This window comes from Caproiciproducens galactitolivorans (genome assembly GCF_026672255.1).
Taxonomy (GTDB): Bacteria; Bacillota; Clostridia; order Oscillospirales; family Acutalibacteraceae; genus Caproiciproducens; species Caproiciproducens galactitolivorans_A.
This window is the reverse complement of record NZ_JAPOHA010000003.1, coordinates 71,176-87,919: the sequence shown is the minus strand read 5'-3', so window position 1 is coordinate 87,919 and position 16,744 is coordinate 71,176. Positions and strand designations below refer to the sequence as shown.

At 49.0% G+C, this 16,744-nt stretch carries 16 protein-coding genes; 6 read left to right on the top strand and 10 right to left on the bottom strand.

All coding sequences use genetic code 11. The features are described from left to right. Positions 1-126: 126 nt before the first annotated feature. The 4 genes from OUY18_RS03560 to OUY18_RS03545 all read right to left on the bottom strand — a co-directional run bounded on the left by OUY18_RS03560 (position 127) and on the right by OUY18_RS03545 (position 6,059). Complete coding sequence (locus OUY18_RS03560) at positions 127-2,025, bottom strand: NAD(+) synthase (RefSeq protein WP_268057342.1); 1,899 nt, start codon at positions 2,023-2,025, stop codon at positions 127-129. Positions 2,026-2,066: 41 nt separating this feature from the next. Then, positions 2,067-3,179: a lysylphosphatidylglycerol synthase transmembrane domain-containing protein gene (locus tag OUY18_RS03555; RefSeq protein WP_268057341.1), complete on the bottom strand. Its 1,113-nt coding sequence runs from the start codon at positions 3,177-3,179 to the stop codon at positions 2,067-2,069. Positions 3,180-3,201: 22 nt separating this feature from the next. Continuing rightward, positions 3,202-4,188: a glycosyltransferase family 2 protein gene (locus OUY18_RS03550; protein ID WP_268057340.1), complete on the bottom strand. Its 987-nt coding sequence runs from the start codon at positions 4,186-4,188 to the stop codon at positions 3,202-3,204. Between the two features lie 212 nt (positions 4,189-4,400). After that, positions 4,401-6,059 (bottom strand): VanW family protein, encoded by a 1,659-nt coding sequence (locus OUY18_RS03545; RefSeq protein WP_268057339.1) that lies wholly within the window; start codon positions 6,057-6,059, stop codon positions 4,401-4,403. 233 nt (positions 6,060-6,292) lie between these two features. Here OUY18_RS03545 and OUY18_RS03540 point away from each other — a divergent pair, with 233 nt between their 5' ends. After that, positions 6,293-7,423 (top strand): MGDG synthase family glycosyltransferase, encoded by a 1,131-nt coding sequence (locus tag OUY18_RS03540; protein WP_268057338.1) that lies wholly within the window; start codon positions 6,293-6,295, stop codon positions 7,421-7,423. Between the two features lie 62 nt (positions 7,424-7,485). Here OUY18_RS03540 and OUY18_RS03535 read toward each other — a convergent pair whose 3' ends face one another. The 6 genes from OUY18_RS03535 to OUY18_RS03510 all read right to left on the bottom strand — a co-directional run bounded on the left by OUY18_RS03535 (position 7,486) and on the right by OUY18_RS03510 (position 11,460). Then, positions 7,486-7,779, bottom strand: a complete 294-nt coding sequence (locus OUY18_RS03535; protein ID WP_268057337.1) for a hypothetical protein — start codon at positions 7,777-7,779, stop codon at positions 7,486-7,488. Positions 7,780-7,897: 118 nt separating this feature from the next. Beyond that, positions 7,898-8,311, bottom strand: a complete 414-nt coding sequence (locus OUY18_RS03530) for a hypothetical protein (RefSeq protein ID WP_268057336.1) — start codon at positions 8,309-8,311, stop codon at positions 7,898-7,900. Between the two features lie 130 nt (positions 8,312-8,441). Further along, the gene (locus tag OUY18_RS03525) at positions 8,442-8,876 is read right to left on the bottom strand and encodes a hypothetical protein (protein ID WP_268057335.1); all 435 of its coding nucleotides are present in this window, start codon (positions 8,874-8,876) and stop codon (positions 8,442-8,444) included. A 110-nt stretch (positions 8,877-8,986) separates the two neighbouring features. After that, entirely contained in the window at positions 8,987-9,391 is a 405-nt protein-coding gene (locus OUY18_RS03520; RefSeq protein ID WP_268057334.1) for a hypothetical protein, read from the bottom strand. A 121-nt stretch (positions 9,392-9,512) separates the two neighbouring features. After that, positions 9,513-10,811, bottom strand: a complete 1,299-nt coding sequence (locus OUY18_RS03515) for a hypothetical protein (protein WP_268057333.1) — start codon at positions 10,809-10,811, stop codon at positions 9,513-9,515. Positions 10,812-11,067: 256 nt separating this feature from the next. Further along, complete coding sequence (locus tag OUY18_RS03510) at positions 11,068-11,460, bottom strand: Fur family transcriptional regulator (protein ID WP_268057332.1); 393 nt, start codon at positions 11,458-11,460, stop codon at positions 11,068-11,070. Positions 11,461-11,625: 165 nt separating this feature from the next. Here OUY18_RS03510 and OUY18_RS03505 point away from each other — a divergent pair, with 165 nt between their 5' ends. The 5 genes from OUY18_RS03505 to OUY18_RS03485 are packed head-to-tail and all read left to right on the top strand — an operon-like array spanning position 11,626 to position 16,726. Beyond that, positions 11,626-12,765 carry a cysteine desulfurase family protein gene (locus OUY18_RS03505; protein ID WP_268057331.1) on the top strand — a complete coding sequence of 380 codons (1,140 nt, stop codon included), beginning with the start codon at positions 11,626-11,628 and terminating at the stop codon, positions 12,763-12,765. Between the two features lie 11 nt (positions 12,766-12,776). After that, entirely contained in the window at positions 12,777-13,973 is a 1,197-nt protein-coding gene (gene thiI / locus OUY18_RS03500; RefSeq protein ID WP_268057330.1) for a tRNA uracil 4-sulfurtransferase ThiI, read from the top strand. Next, on the top strand, positions 13,963-15,237 hold the full coding sequence (locus OUY18_RS03495) for a competence/damage-inducible protein A (protein WP_268057329.1): 1,275 nt from the start codon (positions 13,963-13,965) through the stop codon (positions 15,235-15,237). The genes thiI and OUY18_RS03495 overlap by 11 nt, the downstream gene beginning before the upstream one ends. Positions 15,238-15,257: 20 nt before the next feature. Beyond that, positions 15,258-16,244 (top strand): class B sortase, encoded by a 987-nt coding sequence (srtB, locus tag OUY18_RS03490; RefSeq protein ID WP_268057328.1) that lies wholly within the window; start codon positions 15,258-15,260, stop codon positions 16,242-16,244. Continuing rightward, positions 16,241-16,726, top strand: a complete 486-nt coding sequence (locus OUY18_RS03485; protein ID WP_268057327.1) for a hypothetical protein — start codon at positions 16,241-16,243, stop codon at positions 16,724-16,726. Before srtB ends, OUY18_RS03485 begins: the two co-directional genes overlap by 4 nt. The last annotated feature ends 18 nt before the right edge of the window (positions 16,727-16,744 follow it).

Below are 16,744 nucleotides of genomic sequence, written 5' to 3'. Positions count from 1 at the left end.
ACTTTTACCCGCATTCTTCCACCACCCCTCCTTATATAATATTCTTATATTGAATAACAGTCAACCTAAAAATCCCCCTTCCGGACAGCTGTACCGTTCAGAAGGGGGAAATCCATTTTTATAGAATTATAGCGCTTCAATCTCACTGAGCCAGAGCCTTGCGGAGGCGTCGCTCGGCATACGCCAGTCCCCGCGCGGGGAAAGGGTAACGCTGCCGACCTTCGGGCCGTCCGGCAGGCAGGAGCGCTTGAACTGCTGCGCGAAAAACCGCCGGTAAAAGATCGTCATCCACTTCTTGATCGTCCCGTCGTCGTATGTTCCCGCAAAGGCGCTCTGCGCCATATGGAAAATCTTCGCCGGCGTAAAACCGAAGCGGAGCATGTAATACAGGAAAAAGTCGTGCAGCTCGTATGGACCGACAATATTTTCCGTTTTCTGTGCGATCACGCCGTCGACCGGCGGCAGAAGCTCGGGGCTGACCGGGGTGTCGAGAACATCCTTGAGCAAACCGCAAAGCTCCCCGCCGCCCGTTACGGCGGCATGGTACACCAGATGGCGCACCAGCGTCTTCGGAATGGAGCAGTTGACGCCGTACATGGACATATGGTCGCCGTTGAAGGTCGCCCAGCCGAGCGCAAGCTCGGAAAGGTCGCCCGTACCGATGACAAGCCCGCCGTACTGATTGGAAAGATCCATTAACACCTGCGTACGCTCGCGCGCCTGTGAATTTTCGTATGTTACGTCATGGATTTCGGGGTCATGGCCAATATCCTGAAAGTGCTGGGAAACGGAATCCCCGATCGGGATCTCCTTCAGGGTAACGCCCAAAAGCTCGGAAAGGCGCTGGGCGTTGCTCTTTGTCCGGCTGGTGGTTCCGAAGCCTGGCATGGTAACCGCCACAATGCCTTTGCGGTCAAGGTGCAGAAGGTCGAACGCGCGCACCGTCACGAGAAGCGCAAGCGTGGAGTCCAGCCCACCGGAAACGCCGATGACAGCGCACTTCAAGCCGGTATGCTTCAGCCTTGTTTTTAAGCCGTTCGCCTGCATATTCAAAATCATTTCGCAGCGCTCGCTCAAATCCCTGGTATCGGTGGGCACAAAGGGCAGCGGCGAAAATTTGCGCTCAATCTCGATGGAAGGAATCTCCATATCAAACCGGATTTCATGAGCCTGTCCGATATTTCTCCAGGATGTTGTGTGCAGGCGTTCCTGCATCATGCGCTGTAAATCCACGTCGGCAACGGTCAAACCCGTTGTAAAGTGGGTCGATTCCGCCAGCAGGGCGCCGTTTTCGGCAATAATGTCATGACCGGCAAACACCAGATCGGTGGAGGATTCGCCCTCGCCCGCGTCGGCATAAACGTAAGCGGCCAATAACCGGGCGGACTGCCCCGTTACCAGGCTGCGGCGGTACTGCGCCTTGCCGATCACCTCGTCGCTTGCCGAAGGATTCAGCAAAAGGGTCGCGCCGTACTGCGCCAGCCGGGAGGACGGCGGGTCGGCAATCCACAAATCCTCGCAGATTTCCACGCCGGCAACCAGCTCCGGCAGCCTGTCGCAGCGGAAAATCAGGCTGTTTCCAAGCGGAACGGTTTCGCCGCAGAAACGGATTTCCTGATATTCGGGTGAGGGCGTAAAATGCCGCGCCTCGTAAAATTCGCTGTAATTCGGGATACTGGATTTCGCCGCAAGCCCCAAAAGCTTTCCGCGGCAAATCACCGCGGCGGCGTTGTATAAATCCGCGCCAACCGGAACCGGTAAACCGATGACGGCCAGCAGGTTCAAATCGCGGGTCTGCTCCAGAATTTCCGAAAGCGCCTTTTCCGCCGATGAAATCAGCGTGCGGTCACGAAACAAATCACCGCAGGTATAACCCGTCAGGCAAAGCTCCGGAAAAACCACCGCGCCCACGCCCCTTTGAACGCATTGGCGCATCAAATCCAAAATTGCAAATTTGTTACTTTGACAGTCGGCGACCCGGATGGACGGCGTTGCCGCAGCCACCCTAAAAAATCCGTCGTTCATTTATGGCGGCATCCGCAAAGGATGCCTTCCCCCTCCCAAATTTAAGATGGTTTCCAATCCGGCTGGTTTGGGCCTGTGCCGCTTTCTTCAACAGGCGGCTGCACGGCATCCTTCCGAAACCCCGGTTCCCGCTTCTGCGCCTTGTTTTCCAGCCCGGCGAAGAACGCGCCGACGATAATGCAGGAATAATACGTAATAAACCGCCAGAGCAGCATGGCCTGCCGGATGACATTCGGCTGGAAAAAGAGCTGGAACAGCACAAGGAAGCTGCCTTCCGCCGCACCGGCCGCTCCGGGAAGCGGCGTATACGCGGAAATCATGGTTACGAAGCTCTGCGCCGCGATCATATCCATAAACGGCGCGCCCGGATTGTGAAATGCCTTGTAAATAAAAAAAGGCACCGCAAAGACGGCTGTAAGCTCAACCACGGTGTAACCGTAAATTCTCGCCTTCATCAGCCGGTTCCCCTGCATGGCCTTATTATTTTCGATATAAAACTCCAGTTGGTTTTTAACCTTTTCCCCGGCCTCCTGCGGTTTTTTTACAATATGGATTTTCGTCAGCAGCTTTACGCAGCCTTCGATCAATTTCGTCGTGAAACGGGGGCTGTGCGCAAATAAAAACAGCAGCACCACCACCGCGGACTGGTAAAGAAAACCGATGACGGCCAGCGCCATAAAGCCCTGAATCCGGCTGCGGAAAAAGGAATATTTTACAAGAATGACAAACAGAGAGTATCCCGCAATCGTGGTCTGGTAAACAAGATATTTCCGAACAAGGGCGGAAAGGGCGATTCCGGAAGACACCCCCTGCCTTGTCAGGGTCAGGAACTGCATCGGCTGGCCCGCAACCGCAAAGGGTGTAATGGAATTGAAGTATTGCCCCACCATGGTAACCTTAAAGGCATGGCGGAATTCATAATCCTCATCATATGCCGCGGAAATCAGAAGTTTCGTAACAAGGCCGTCCATCAGCCAGGAAAGCACAACGCATCCCGCGCCCAAGGACAGCCAGAAAAAATTCAGGCCGTGGAAGCTGTAAAGGAGAATCATCAGGTTATTATCCGAAATACAAAAATAAGCAAGCAACCCAAGCGTCAGCGCAAACAGCGCCACCTGAAATATTTTTGATGCCTTGCTTTTGTTTTTGTTCATAAGCCCAATTCTCCTATGCGCTTTAGCGGGTCGAGTAGTCCTTTTCCAGCTTTTCAGGCGCATCCACGACGTCGGGCAGTTCGCTGAACATGGTCGTCGGGCTGAACTCATCCGCGGAATAATGCTTAATTGCGCGCGATACGCGCTTCATATTTGTCATGCACCCTCGCATACATTTTTTCTCATTATGCAGCTTTAATACATACAAATAGCAGCAGCCGCATGTTTTTCTTGTAAGCGCAAGGTAACTTTTCTTATATTTCTCGTACAGCCCGTTCCGTTCAAGCGAAATACGAACCATGGCAATCGCGCGAATAAAGTCGTTGATTTTGTCCGCGTTCATGGTTGCGAGCGTGCTGGCGGGATGCTGGTTGTAATAGTACAGAGGACGGTCAATCACGGTCACGCGGTCGGCGTGGGCAAAAATCTTATTCGCAATCGCCATGTCTTCAAAGCACATGGTCGGAAATTTAATGTCATAATCCGTGAACAGGCTGTGTTTGTAAATCTTGTTCCACATCAGGCTCTGAATCTGTACGTCGCGCAGCAGCTTGTTCATCGCTTCGCCGCGGTCGAAAACGCCGCGGCAGCGGAACGGATATTCAAATAAAAAGTCGTTTTCGACAAAATGAAAATAATAATAGCAGCAGGCGATGTCGCTTTCGGTTTCGACGCAGGCGTTGTAAAGCTCCTCCAGATAGGTGGGAGCCACGTAGTCGTCGCTGTCGACAAAACAGATGTATTCTCCGCGCGCAATTTCCAGACCCGCGTTGCGGGCCGGGGACATACCGCAGTTTTTCTGGTTAAGCACCGTGATATTATCGTATTTCTCCTGAAAATGGAGGAGAATTGAAAGGGAATCATCTTTGGAACCGTCGTTTACGGCAATAATTTCAAAATCTGTAAATGTTTGGCTAATCAAAGAAGAAAGGCACTTTCCAACGTATTTTTCCACATTATAGACCGGTATGATTATGCTGATCTTTGGGGCAGTTCCATTTGCAGCCAAATAGCTCATCCTTTCCTGGTCAGCGGCCAAATCGAAAAAGCCGCCTTATTCTTTATTGCATCGCTTCTTAAAATAGAAAGAAGCGGCGGAATCTTAAAATACCGGATTTTTTAAAAACCCTGTTATATCTAATCTCATTTTTGCAGATATACGACAAAAAGTCAAGTCAAATTTAAATCAGGGTGCAGCGTGAGCCACACCCTGACATAATTTTAATCGGGAATAACTACATTGGATTCGTCCGCGCCGGCATCCCCGGGATCGGACTGTCCGGTTGAGTTATTCTGCTGTGCATTCGAGCTTCCGGCTGACGCTTGGCTCCCGGAAGATGACGAACTTTCCGGCTTCGAAGAAGAGGGTTTCGACTGGTTCTCCTGCGGTTTGGAGGAACTCGCCGCCGAGGACGGGCCGCCTGACGATACGATGCCGTCTACGGGCGTTCCCGGCCCGATGGAATAGTACGCGGGCTGCGCCTTATAATAAGAAGAAGACAATTGCTCCGTTCTTACAATGACGCCGTTTTTATAGAAAAGCCGCTGCGCGGTTGCACGCGCTCCGACGCGCGCTTTGGAATCAAGCCGGATCTGGCCTTTTGCCAGCGTGTTGTCAACCGTATATTTGGGTGTGGTGGGAGCGGGTAAGGATTCTGTTTTCTGCGAGGTAATTTCAATCCGGTCATAGTCCGGGGACTGGTAACCGTAAAAAGTAGCGGTCATTACTTTGCCTTTGGTGCCGGTAACAATATAAATCGGATAATCCGTTGGATTCTGGAATTTGAAGTCCAGCTCCGGGTAGCTTACCGCGGCGTCCTGCCCGATGGGACAGTACGTTGACTGAATGGTATGGTTTGAGCGCTGGGTAATTTTCATATTGGAGCGGAGCGCGGCTCCGTAAATGGTTGTGGAAGTCTGGCAGATTCCGCCGCCGTAGGCCTTTACCAGCCGGCCGTTCAAAATCGCACCGGCTTCGAGGAATCCGTTGGCTTTATTGGAATTGCCTACAACGCGATGGAACGAAAACGTGCCGTGCGCCGGGACACAGGTGCCGTTTATTTTTGAAAGAGCCAGCTTCATATTATGTGTTCCCGCCGCATTGTTGGTGGAAGTGGTACTGTATGTACCCAGCTTTTGGAGATGGCTGCTTACTTCCGCGATCGTTTTATTAAACGGAACCGTTTTTGCGTTTACGGCAACCGAACCGGAACCGGAACCGCCTGCAATTTTCACTACATCGGAATAAAGGGCGTCTTCGTCAACGGCTATGCCGTCTTTTCCGTCGGCATAGCTGAATTGTCCCGTCGCCGCGTTAAAGGAAGCGACGGTCGCGTCGACCGGAGCATGGTTGATTGTACCCGTTATTTCCTTCAGCTTCGCTTTCAGACTGTCGTCGTCCAGCGTGCTTTCCAATTGAAAATCCTTCGGGCTTTTTCCCAGAGCGAGAATCTGCTGATAGCGTTCCTCCCGGTCTCCGGAACGCGCGTAGGAATAGGCTTCTTTCAGCACGGAGTCCGTATTGAACTGAAATTTCAGATCTTTTCCGGTGATCTGCCAGGATTGCCCGCCGTACGTTAAGCGGATATCATATGGGGGGCGCAAATCCGGCTCCGCCGCTTCCACGGCAGCCTTTGCCTGCTCCATGGTTTTCCCGCCCAGGTCAACGCCGGCAACGCGGATGCCGTTGTAAAAAGTGTCAACGTCGATTACCGATGCAACCTGCTGTTGATGCTGATACTCCTTATAAAGCTGCTTGCCGAACAACGCGCCCCCCGCGCCCAGCAGAATTACTGCGGTGATCGCGATGGCGGCGACGTACTTTTTCTTACGCGGCTTTGGCGCTCCGGAGGAGATATCAATCATTTTTGCTTCGGTCATACAGGAGCCTCCCAAATAATAGTATATTCGCAAAATCCTAGGATAGGATTCTGGTATATTATATATCCCAACCGGGGAAAAGTAAAGTTACAGCTTTGATAATTCCCCGCGTCCCTGCTGAATAACTCAACTTTCCTCTCGGGATTTTATATAGTATCTTTTTTAAATATATGTTATAATACCCATTATAGTATAACCTGCCAAAGAAAAACTCTAATATAAGGAGGATTGGCGTGAAAATATTAATTCTTTCAGCTGCAACAGGCGGCGGGCACCTAAGAGCCTCGCACGCCATTGAAAAATACATTTCCGAAAATTCAACCGGCAACGAGGTTGTGGTGGTTGACGCCCTAAAAAGCATCAACGCCGTATTGGACAAAACCGTCTGCGAAGGCTACCACTTTCTCGCCACCAAAACACCGAAGGTTTTCGGCCAGCTCTACCGGAAATCCAACGAGGAAAGCCTTCTTTCCAACCTCGTTACAAGGTTCACCAGCGTATTCAGCCAGAAACTGATATTCCTGATAAAGGAACAAAAACCGGATATCATCCTTTCCACCCATCCGTTCGCAACGGAGATGGTTTCCCATTTAAAGAAGAAAGGGATTGTAAACGTCCCGCTGATCTGCCTGATGACGGACTACGGCCCGCACCGCGCGTGGATTGCCGATCATGTTGACGCGTACATCGTTTCCACGCAGGACATGATCCCCGAAATGAATGAAATGGGCGTTCCGACGGAGAAAATTTACCCGTTCGGCATTCCGGTCGGCGATGTGTTTTACAACCAGGGGGACAAGCCCGCGCTGCTGAAAAAATTCGGCATGGACGAGGACGTTCCGACCATCCTGATCATGGCGGGAAGCTTCGGCGTTACCAATATCCGGAAAATATACAAAAAGCTGATTGCGCTTCCGGCGGATTTTCAGATCATCGTCATCACCGGAAAGAATCAGAAGCTGTACGAAGCATTCACCTCCGTCATCAGCCAAAGCCCCAAGAAGACCAAATTAGTCTATTTTACCGACGAAGTTGAAAATTATATGCACGCGTCGGATTTGATCATTACGAAACCGGGCGGGCTTACCGTGTCGGAGGCGCTCGCGTGCAACATACCGCTCGCGGTGTTCGACGCCATTCCGGGGCAGGAGGAAGACAACGCGAATTTCCTGCTTTCCCATGATATGGCCGTAAAGCTGGAAAAAGGCATCGACCCGGGCGCAACCATCCTTTCGCTTCTGGAAGACAGCAAGCGGCTGGAACGGATGCGTTCTTCCTGCAAAAGCTTCGACAAATCCGAATCGGGTAAGAATATTTTCTCGCTGATCAACGAGCTGTGCGAGAAGAATAAAAAAGAAGCATAAAAATAAACGGGCCGCCCGGATGATATTCGGGCGGCCCTCCATTATTACAGTAAGTAATTAAATCAATATCCTCTTTGTATCGCCACAAAATTTAACAAACAAACAAAGATGGTAAAACCCAAAATCCAAAAACAATTGCTGCGGAGGGTTTTGCTCTCGTTCCATGCAAACCGGTGGTACTTTCTGCACTCCCCCACAGCCTGCCAAACAATATTATTCAGAATCATCCATGCGGCGACTGCCGAAAGCAAATAAGAGAGCACCGGGTCATTCTTTCCGACGAAACGAATCAGAAAAATTAAAAGCACTCCCGCAGCAGCAATTACGCCCGAAAAGACTTTGGGATAACCGTTCAAGAATATTCCCCCCTGATTTTTAAATATTGCCCATATTCGATTCCCTGACTTCATAGAACATCATCCATACCGTTTTAGCCGCCGATTTCCCGACGGCTGTTTTGTGATAAGCAAGCAATTATTCTTCCGGCTTTTTCGGGCGGTATTTTCGCTCTCCGATCGCGCGAAGGAGCACGGCCATGATGAACACACCCGAAAATACACTCCTGAGCCACAGCGGTTCCGGAATCAGCATGATGACCAGCCAAATCAGCAGGAAGAGAAAGAAAGCCCGATCGATAAACCGGTAAATATGATAAAAAAGGCTGCTTCCGGGTTGTATGGGAAGATAGTCGCGTTCCATGGCGCCTGCCCAGTGAATTTCACTATGTACAAGCCAGAGCCAAAAGAAAACGATTCTGATTTGCCAGTAGGTTTCGGGAACAGACCAAGCAGCCACAAGCAATACCAAAGACAGGAACGGGTAAAAGCGCTCTGCGAATGGAAAGAAAACGTGCACTAGCTTATTACGAGTTTTCTCCATAAAGTTCATAATGTAAATCAGCCCATCTCTATAAAACTAAAGTTTTTTTCGATTTCATAATGTGACAACTTTATACAGATTTTATAACAACTATTTTCCAAAATATTTATTGCAATAATTACGCATGATCATTGCTCCATCAATATCCCTCACCTACAACTTTCCAATCCGAATTTGAATCTGCTCTTACTAATGCAATGCCTCTTGGGGGATCTTCCGAATTTTCAATTGTGACGGTAAAGACAACTAATCTATCTTTGTCATATTTTTTAGAGTAATCTCCATACAGGCAGTTTGTCTTATCAAACTGGTATGACTTTGGTTTCCATATAGTGCGTTTGTAATATGCTTCCGCAATCTTTTTAGCGCTTTCAATTTCCTCGTCTGAAAAATCATAAGAACTTACTGATTCATTGCTGGACAGTGAAAGTACGCTCGAATTTGATGATAACGTACTTTCGGAAGTCGAGTGGCCAGAAGAAATAGTATTATCACTATTTTTTGTGTAACTACAGCCAGAAGCTCCTAATATTATTAATAGTATAAATAAGGCCGGAAATAACCGCTTACACATAGATATACCTCTAAAAATTAATAGGGGAAAATGTTTGAAGTTCCCTATATAAAGACAACTTTATACAGATTTTGCAACAAATAACTTTATATTTTTCAAGGATAATTCAATTAACCATCTTCTTTTATTTTCCATATGCCATCATCTTTAAGCAGTTTAACCATATCCTCGTAAGATAAATCTTTCCAAGTCGAAGTATCAGCTTCGTTATAGGTTATTGTCTTTTCATTAACTTTCAATTCACATTCCGGTAATTCCTTAAACTCATTAGAAAGCTTTTTAAACATCATTTGAGCATCATTTTTTGTTTTATATAGATCTGTATGCTTTATGGAGGATATTTTATGATCTGACCATTCGATTGTCAGCGTTGCCTTCACGATTCCTGTTTCATCATTTTTAAAATCCTGATATACTACTAGTCTTTTATTTTCATTGTTATTTTTCTTTGCCACACATGAATCTAGTGAAAATGACACACAAATAATCATAAATAAAAAAATTATCTTTTTCATACTAAATCATTCCCAAATCATTATTTTAATTACCGAAATCACCCATTTATTAAAATAGATGATTTCGGTAATAGAGCTTTACTCGTTTATTTTATAGAGCACCAAGCTTTATAATTTAGTATTATTTTACAGACATTGATGTGGATAAGGATTTTGAAGTACTCCATTTTTGACTGATAGCATAGTTTATAAAGCCCATATCCCATTGAGCTTTGAAAGTCCCAGATTTTGATACATTTCCATAATCGCGAGTTGTAAAGATAACCTCATAATAATCATCAATTTCAGTCAAATGATATGAAGAATCCATTTTTGATGAGGTACTTCTCACGTATTTACCAGAAACACCATTTTCGTATCCAGTAAATGTATCATTGATATCAACTTTACCAGCATTTGTAAAACTACTTGGTATGTTATATGATACACTTAACGGTCCAAAACTAGCTCCAATTGAGGCAGAAAAGCTTCCGCTACCTCCATGTACATTACCATCAATCGAACAAGAGAAAAAGGCAGTATTTGGTATGCTAGCTGCTTTGACATTAACTGAATCAATATGAAGAGCTGAAGAATCACTTGAATTATAATTAGGAGCTCCGGGTACAGATATGGTTTTTCCTGTAACTGTTATTCTTAATTTTTGAGTGCCCGTTCCACCCTTAGGCATATTTTCGGTATCCATATGTATCCTGTAGGTTAAGGTATGAGTTTCCGTCAAACCTAGATTGTAAAAAGTCTTCGTTTCAGTATACGTATTTTGGTTTATTGATTTTATATTAACATCTTGATTTTTTCCGGTTGAAATATCTTTAAATTCTTTAACATTCCAACGATCAGGCTGGGGATTTCCTTTCACTGAGGACTTAATTGACTGTACATCGTTTAATTTATATCCAAAAACCTCAATTATAATGTAATTTTTCTTTGCGGTATTTGTCGGCTTCAAATAGAGTTTTAACATAGTAGTAACGTCCGGATTCTGTTGATAATATTTCTTGAAATATATTGGAGATTGAGAAATATTTGATTCATAAGTTAAATTGAGGATTTTATAGTTTGTATTTGAACATTCTGCATTATAATATATGACATTTTCATTTTCATTTACTGAATTAGCTGTTCCATAAACATTAAAATCTTGATCACCGATTTTTCCAGAAATATTAAGATCATTATTTTCCTCTTTAACAGAAAAATTGTTTTCAAGATTAATATTATGCATGTTTGAATCAGAATCGCTGGTTAAGTTAGTGCCATAATCATTTATTCCTGTTACATAAGCAGCTTTCACTTTATATGCCTTTTGTGGAAAAGATACTGCTAACTCATCACCAACCGCAAACCCCGGAACAGACATTGCCAAAGACATAGCTGCTACTAAAGCAAAACTAATGAATTTTTTCATACTGCTTTTCATTTTTTACTCTCCTTTGTTTTTTGTTTAAGTATCCTACAAATATTCCTATGTTTAAATGCCCATCGGAACCACCCCCCTTCCACAAATTGGAATCATTTTTCGTTCTCATACTGTATAGACAACTTCAAACCGATTTTGCAACACATTATTTTCAAAAAATGCAAATTTATTTTTAAACGGATGGTTGCATATATATTCAGGCAGCAAAAAAGAACCGTGGAAAAATCCATGGTTCTTTTTGTATTGCGGCAATATTCTATTTTCCTTTTCCCGCGCATTTCGGGCATTTGCCGTAAATCGTCAGCGTGTGGCCCTCGATTTCGTAGCCGGTATCGCGCGCGAGGCCCTGCTCAATGCCCGTTAGCGGGCAGTCTTCGATTTTGATTTTTGCGCTGCATCCGGTACAGATCAGATAATGCCCGTGGTGTTCATGGGCGAGGGAATACCGAACCACGCCGTCGCTCCAGACATCCTTTTCGATCAGCGCGTCGGCGGCAAAGCGCTCCAGATTGCGGTAAACGGTGGAAAGGGCGAGATTCGGATATTCTTCCTTCAGCGCCGTAAAAATATCTTCCGCGCTCACGGGATCGCTGCTGTCTTTTAAAATTCGCATAACCGCGCAGCGCTGCTTTGTATTTTTTAGTGCCAATCCGCCGCCTCCTTTACGAAAAGCTTTTGTGCATGCATAGTTTTCTGTCATTTTATTATAATACATTCAGATGAAAATGCAATGTGCTTTCCTTCGTTTTCGTTGCTCAAAGGCATTGCTTGGTGTATAATATGGTAATATATAATGATTTGGAGGGACTCCCAATTGGGTGAAATATATTTGGATAATTCCGCTACCACGCGGGTCTGCCGCGAAGCGGCCGATAAGGTAATGGAAATCATGACGGAAACCTACGGCAACCCGTCGAGCCTGCATACAAAAGGATTTCAGGCTGAACGGGAACTGACGGCGGCGAGGGAAACCGTGGCCGGAATGCTGGGCGTTTTGCCGGAGGAACTCTATTTTACGTCCGGCGGAACGGAAAGCAACAACCTTGCCCTTTTCGGAGCGGCTCATGCACAGCGGCGGCGCGGAAATCATATCGTCACGACCGCGATGGAGCATTCTTCCATTATGAACACGATGAAGCAACTTGAAAAAGAAGGATACTCCGTCACATATTTAAAACCGGATAAAGAAGGGAAAATCCGCCCGGAACAGATTTTTGAGGCCGTAACGCCCGACACCATTCTGGTAAGCATGATGTATGTGAACAACGAGGTCGGAACAATTCTTCCGCTGGAAGCGGTTCCGCAGGCGATTGCGGATGCGAATGCGCCCGCGCTGTTCCACGCGGACGCGGTGCAGGCTTTTGGGAAAATCCCGGTAAAGCCGAAGAAACTGAAAATTGACCTTCTGAGTGTCAGCGCGCATAAAATCCACGGTCCGAAAGGCGTGGGCGCCTTCTTCCTCCGCAAGGGCGTGCGCATCGTTCCCCGCGCTTACGGCGGCGGACAGGAAAAGGATATCCGCCCCGGCACGGAGGCCATGCCGCTGATCGCCGGCCTGGGCGCGGCGGTGAAAGCGCTGCCGGATACCGCCGAGGAATACGCGGCCATGAAAAAGCTCAGCACGTACTGCCGGAAACGGCTGAGCGAAATCGACGGCGTCACGCTGAATTCGCCCGAAGATTCGCTGCCCTATATCGTGAATTTTTCCGCCGGAAACGTCCGTGCCGAAACCATGCTGCATTTCCTCTCCGATAAAGAGATTTATGTTTCCTCCGGCTCCGCCTGCTCCAAGGGAAAGGAAAGCCGGATTTTAACCGCGATGGGCTTGCCGAAAAGCCGGATCAGTTCCGCGCTGCGAATCAGCTTTTCGCGCTATAGCACCGCAGAAGATGTTGACGGGCTGGTCGACGCGTTAAAAGAAGGACTGGACAGCCTGACCTCAAAACCGCTTTAGGAGACGTTTAAATGGATGAAATCATATTAATAAAACTCGGCGAAATGGTGCTGAAGGGGCTGAACCGGAATGTTTTTGAGGCCGCCCTTCTGCGCAATATTCGCCGCCGCCTGAATCCTCTGGGCAAATTCGACGTAAAAACCGCCCAGTCGACCGTTTATGTTACCCCGCACACGGGCGCCGATCTGGACGCCGCTGTGGAGAAAATCGCAAAGGTATTCGGTATCGCCACATTTTCCCGCGCCTGCGTCGTAAAAAAAGAGATGCCCGCCATTTTGAACGCGGCCGGGGAATATTTAAAATCCGATTTGCTCGCGGCAAAAAGCTTTAAGGTGGAAACCAAACGCGCCGATAAGCATTTCCCGCTGAAATCGCCGGAAATTTCCGCCGAAGTCGGCGAATACTTACTGAATTTATACCCCCATCTTTTTGTAGACGTACATCAGCCCGACATAACCGTCCGTGTGGAAGTAAGGGATTTCGGCGCGTATGTCCACGGCCAGCCGCTGAAAGGCGCGGGCGGGATTCCGGTCGGCACCGGGGGAAACGCCGCCATCCTGATCAGCGGCGGAATCGACAGCCCGGTTGCCGCGTGGATGATGGCAAAGCGCGGTCTGGAGCTGACCGCCGTGCATTTTGCCAGCCCGCCCTACACCAGCGAGCGCGCCGAGCAGAAGGTGATCGACCTGCTCACAAGGGTAAGCGAATACGCGGGGCGGATGAACCTGTTTATCGTGCCTTTCGCCAAAGTGCAGGAAGAAATCATGGCGAAATGCCCGGAGGAACTGTTTACCATTATCATGCGCCGCTTCATGATGCGCGTGAGCGAAGAAATCGCGCGGCAGGAATCCTGCTCCGCGCTGATTACGGGCGAAAGCCTGGGGCAGGTTGCCAGCCAGACGATTCAGGCCATTGCCTGTACCGACGAGGCCGCCAAAATGCCGGTATTCCGCCCGCTCATCGGTATGGACAAGCTGGAAATCATCGAAATTTCACGCAAAATCCAAACCTTCGATATTTCCATACAGCCGTTCGAGGATTGCTGTACCGTGTTTACGCCGAAGCATCCGCGGACCCGCCCCGTAATCGGGGATATACTTACAGCCGAGCAGGCGCTCGACTGCGAAAAACTGATTGACGATTGTGTGCAGAACGTACGGAAAATGAAAATTGCGCCGCACACGGACGGAGGGATTTATGAACGCTGAAATTATTTCCGTCGGCACCGAGCTTCTGCTCGGCCACACCATAAACACCGACGCGTCCTACGTGGCGCGCGAGCTTTCCGCGATCGGCGTGAACCTGCTGTTTGCCAGCGTTGTGGGCGACAACGTCGACCGTTTGAAAGAGGCTTTGGAGATCGCGTACAAGCGAAGCGACGTCGTGATCACAACGGGCGGGCTCGGGCCGACCGGCGACGACCTTACCAAGGAAACGATCGCCCGTTCGGCGGGAAAACCCCTTGTGATGCATCCGGAGAGCATGGACCGCATTATAAATTATTTTAAAGGCAGGGTAGTCGGCGAGTCCCAGAAAAAGCAGGCGTATCTGCCGGAGGGCTGCACCGTATTCCCGAACGACTGGGGAACCGCCCCGGGCTGCGGATTTAAAACCGACACCGGAAAAACCGTCGTAATGCTTCCGGGACCGCCGTCCGAATTGATTCCCATGCTGAAAAACTACGCCGTTCCCTACCTTACGAAGGATGACAGCGCCGTCATCGCTTCCAGAATCGTCCGCGTATTCGGGCTGGGCGAAGGCTATGTCGCGGAACTGATTCCCGACCTGACCGACGGAACCAATCCCACCGCGGCAACCTACGCCAAGGACGGGGAAATGTTCGTGCGCGTTACCGCGCGGGCGGAAAACGAATCCCGCGCCGCCGAACTGTGCGAGCCTGTTATGGAGGAGCTGAAAAAGCGCCTCGGCGATTATATCTACGGCATTGACGTGGAAAGTCTGGAAGAAGCGGTTGTTCAGGAACTGAAAAAACAGCATCGGACGCTTGCCACCGCAGAATCCTGCACCGGCGGACTTTTATCAAAGCGGATTACCGACAACCCCGGCGCGAGCGAAGTATTCCACATGGGCGTTGTCACCTACGCAAATGAAATCAAAACGCTGCTGCTGGACGTACCGGAGGAAACCCTGAAGCAGTACGGCGCCGTCAGCGAGCAGACCGCCCGCGCCATGGCGGAGGGCGTCCGGAAAAAGTCCGGCAGCGACCTCGGCGTGGGGATTACCGGCATTGCCGGGCCGGACGGCGGAACACCGGAGAAACCCGTGGGGCTTGTGTATATCGCGCTGAGCGACAGGGAGCACACCTGGGTGCGCAAAATGCCGGGCACCGGCACGGCGAAGGGCCGCGAATATTTCCGCACGCTTGCCGCGTCCAATGCGCTCGACATGGTACGTCGCCGCCTAAACGGGCTTGGCGGGCTGGAACAGGCCGCCTATACGCTGAAAAAATAAAATAGAAAGGGGGCAAGCACATGAACCCGCAGAATGAAGACGATCGGGAAAGCCGAAAGAGCAACGGCAAAAAACTGCTCCTGAGCAAAATTGTCTGTATCCTCGCCGGCTGCGTATTTGTGATTTGCGCCCTTTTTCTTACCTGGAAGCTCTTTATACAGCCCGCGATCGCGGACGGAGAACAGCAGGATATCAAAAAAATCTATTATATGCCCGATCCTCCGTCTTCATCCGGTTCCCCGGCGAAAAACAGGGAGCAGGTACATAAACTGACATTTGAGGAGCTGCGGAAAGTCAATCCCGCCATTGTGGGCTGGATTAAAGTTCCGAATACGATCATCGACCTGCCGGTTTTACAGGCGGACAAAAAAGACCCGGAATATTATCTGATGCATGATTACCGAAACCAATCTTCTTCCTACGGCAGCATCTTTGCCGATGCCCGCTGTTCCGTGGAAAAGGGAAAATCGCGCAGTGTCCTGCTGTATGGGCATTCCCTCCATTCGGGGCGCATGTTTACCCAGCTTGATAAATACAAGTCCCTTGATTTTTACAGAAGCGCTCCGGTGATCACCTTCGATACCGCCGAAGCCAAGTCGCAGTGGAAGGTCGTCGGGGTTTTCCTTACAAACACCCTGCCGGAACAGGGCGTGCCGTTTAATTACCTGAAAACCGAATTCAAAAGCAACAGCGATTTTCTGAACTTCGTTTATCAGATGCGAATCCGCTCGATTTACAATACGGATGTCAGCGTGAAGCAAAACGACAGCATCCTTTTGCTTTCCACCTGCTCCTACGAATTCAATGATTTCCGCGAGGTCGTGGTTGCGCGGAAGGTGCGCGACGGAGAAAGCGAAACGGTCGACGTTTCGAAAGCTTCCTACAATAACAAAGTGGTCTACCCGGACTGCTGGTACAAAAAGAACGGCGGCAAAAAGCCGGTTTGGCCGGATACCTACGAGCAGGCGGTACGAAAAAAACTGATTACCTGGGGGAATGAAATATGAACGCCGGTATCCTGTATTTTCAGGCGCACAGAACCCTGCACTGTGAGCAGCAAATCATTAAAATTCTTTCCCTTTACGGCATCACCATAGCGGAAACAAAAATATGCACGCGGCAGGAAGACCTGAACTCCTGTATGTCGAAGCTTCTGCATGCGGTTCCGTTTGTCCTTACCGTCAGCGGCGCGCCCGACTATCGGCCCGACTGCGCGCCTCTTCTTTTTCAGACGCTGCGTATCCCGCTGAACGATAAAGGCGAGCCGAAGGGCGTTCTGCGCCTTCACGGAGCCGAGAAAACCGGCTATCTGATTGAAAGCACCGATCAGGCCATTGCCGTGCTGCCCGATCTTCCGGAGGAAATCACGCAGATGCTGCCCGGCTCGTTTGAACGGCTGGCTCTGAAATTCGGCCTGACCGTGCCGGAACCGGAAGAACCCGGCGAGCCGTTTAAAATCCGGCTGGAAAATTCAATGAATCACAATTAACCCGGAGGGCTTCTGCCA

Excerpts from the sequence above, each read along its gene's own strand:
- OUY18_RS03485 (WP_268057327.1), top strand. The coding sequence starts at position 16,241 with ATGAACGCCGGTATCCTGTATTTTCAGGCGCACAGAACCCTGCACTGT.
- OUY18_RS03520 (WP_268057334.1), bottom strand. The coding sequence starts at position 9,391 with ATGAAAAAGATAATTTTTTTATTTATGATTATTTGTGTGTCATTTTCA.
- OUY18_RS03495 (WP_268057329.1), top strand. The coding sequence starts at position 13,963 with ATGAACGCTGAAATTATTTCCGTCGGCACCGAGCTTCTGCTCGGCCAC.
- OUY18_RS03530 (WP_268057336.1), bottom strand. The coding sequence starts at position 8,311 with ATGAACTTTATGGAGAAAACTCGTAATAAGCTAGTGCACGTTTTCTTT.
- OUY18_RS03515 (WP_268057333.1), bottom strand. The coding sequence starts at position 10,811 with ATGAAAAGCAGTATGAAAAAATTCATTAGTTTTGCTTTAGTAGCAGCT.
- OUY18_RS03555 (WP_268057341.1), bottom strand. The coding sequence starts at position 3,179 with ATGAACAAAAACAAAAGCAAGGCATCAAAAATATTTCAGGTGGCGCTG.
- srtB (WP_268057328.1), top strand. The coding sequence starts at position 15,258 with ATGAACCCGCAGAATGAAGACGATCGGGAAAGCCGAAAGAGCAACGGC.
- OUY18_RS03525 (WP_268057335.1), bottom strand. The coding sequence starts at position 8,876 with ATGTGTAAGCGGTTATTTCCGGCCTTATTTATACTATTAATAATATTA.
- OUY18_RS03545 (WP_268057339.1), bottom strand. The coding sequence starts at position 6,059 with ATGACCGAAGCAAAAATGATTGATATCTCCTCCGGAGCGCCAAAGCCG.
- OUY18_RS03560 (WP_268057342.1), bottom strand. The coding sequence starts at position 2,025 with ATGAACGACGGATTTTTTAGGGTGGCTGCGGCAACGCCGTCCATCCGG.
- thiI (WP_268057330.1), top strand. The coding sequence starts at position 12,777 with ATGGATGAAATCATATTAATAAAACTCGGCGAAATGGTGCTGAAGGGG.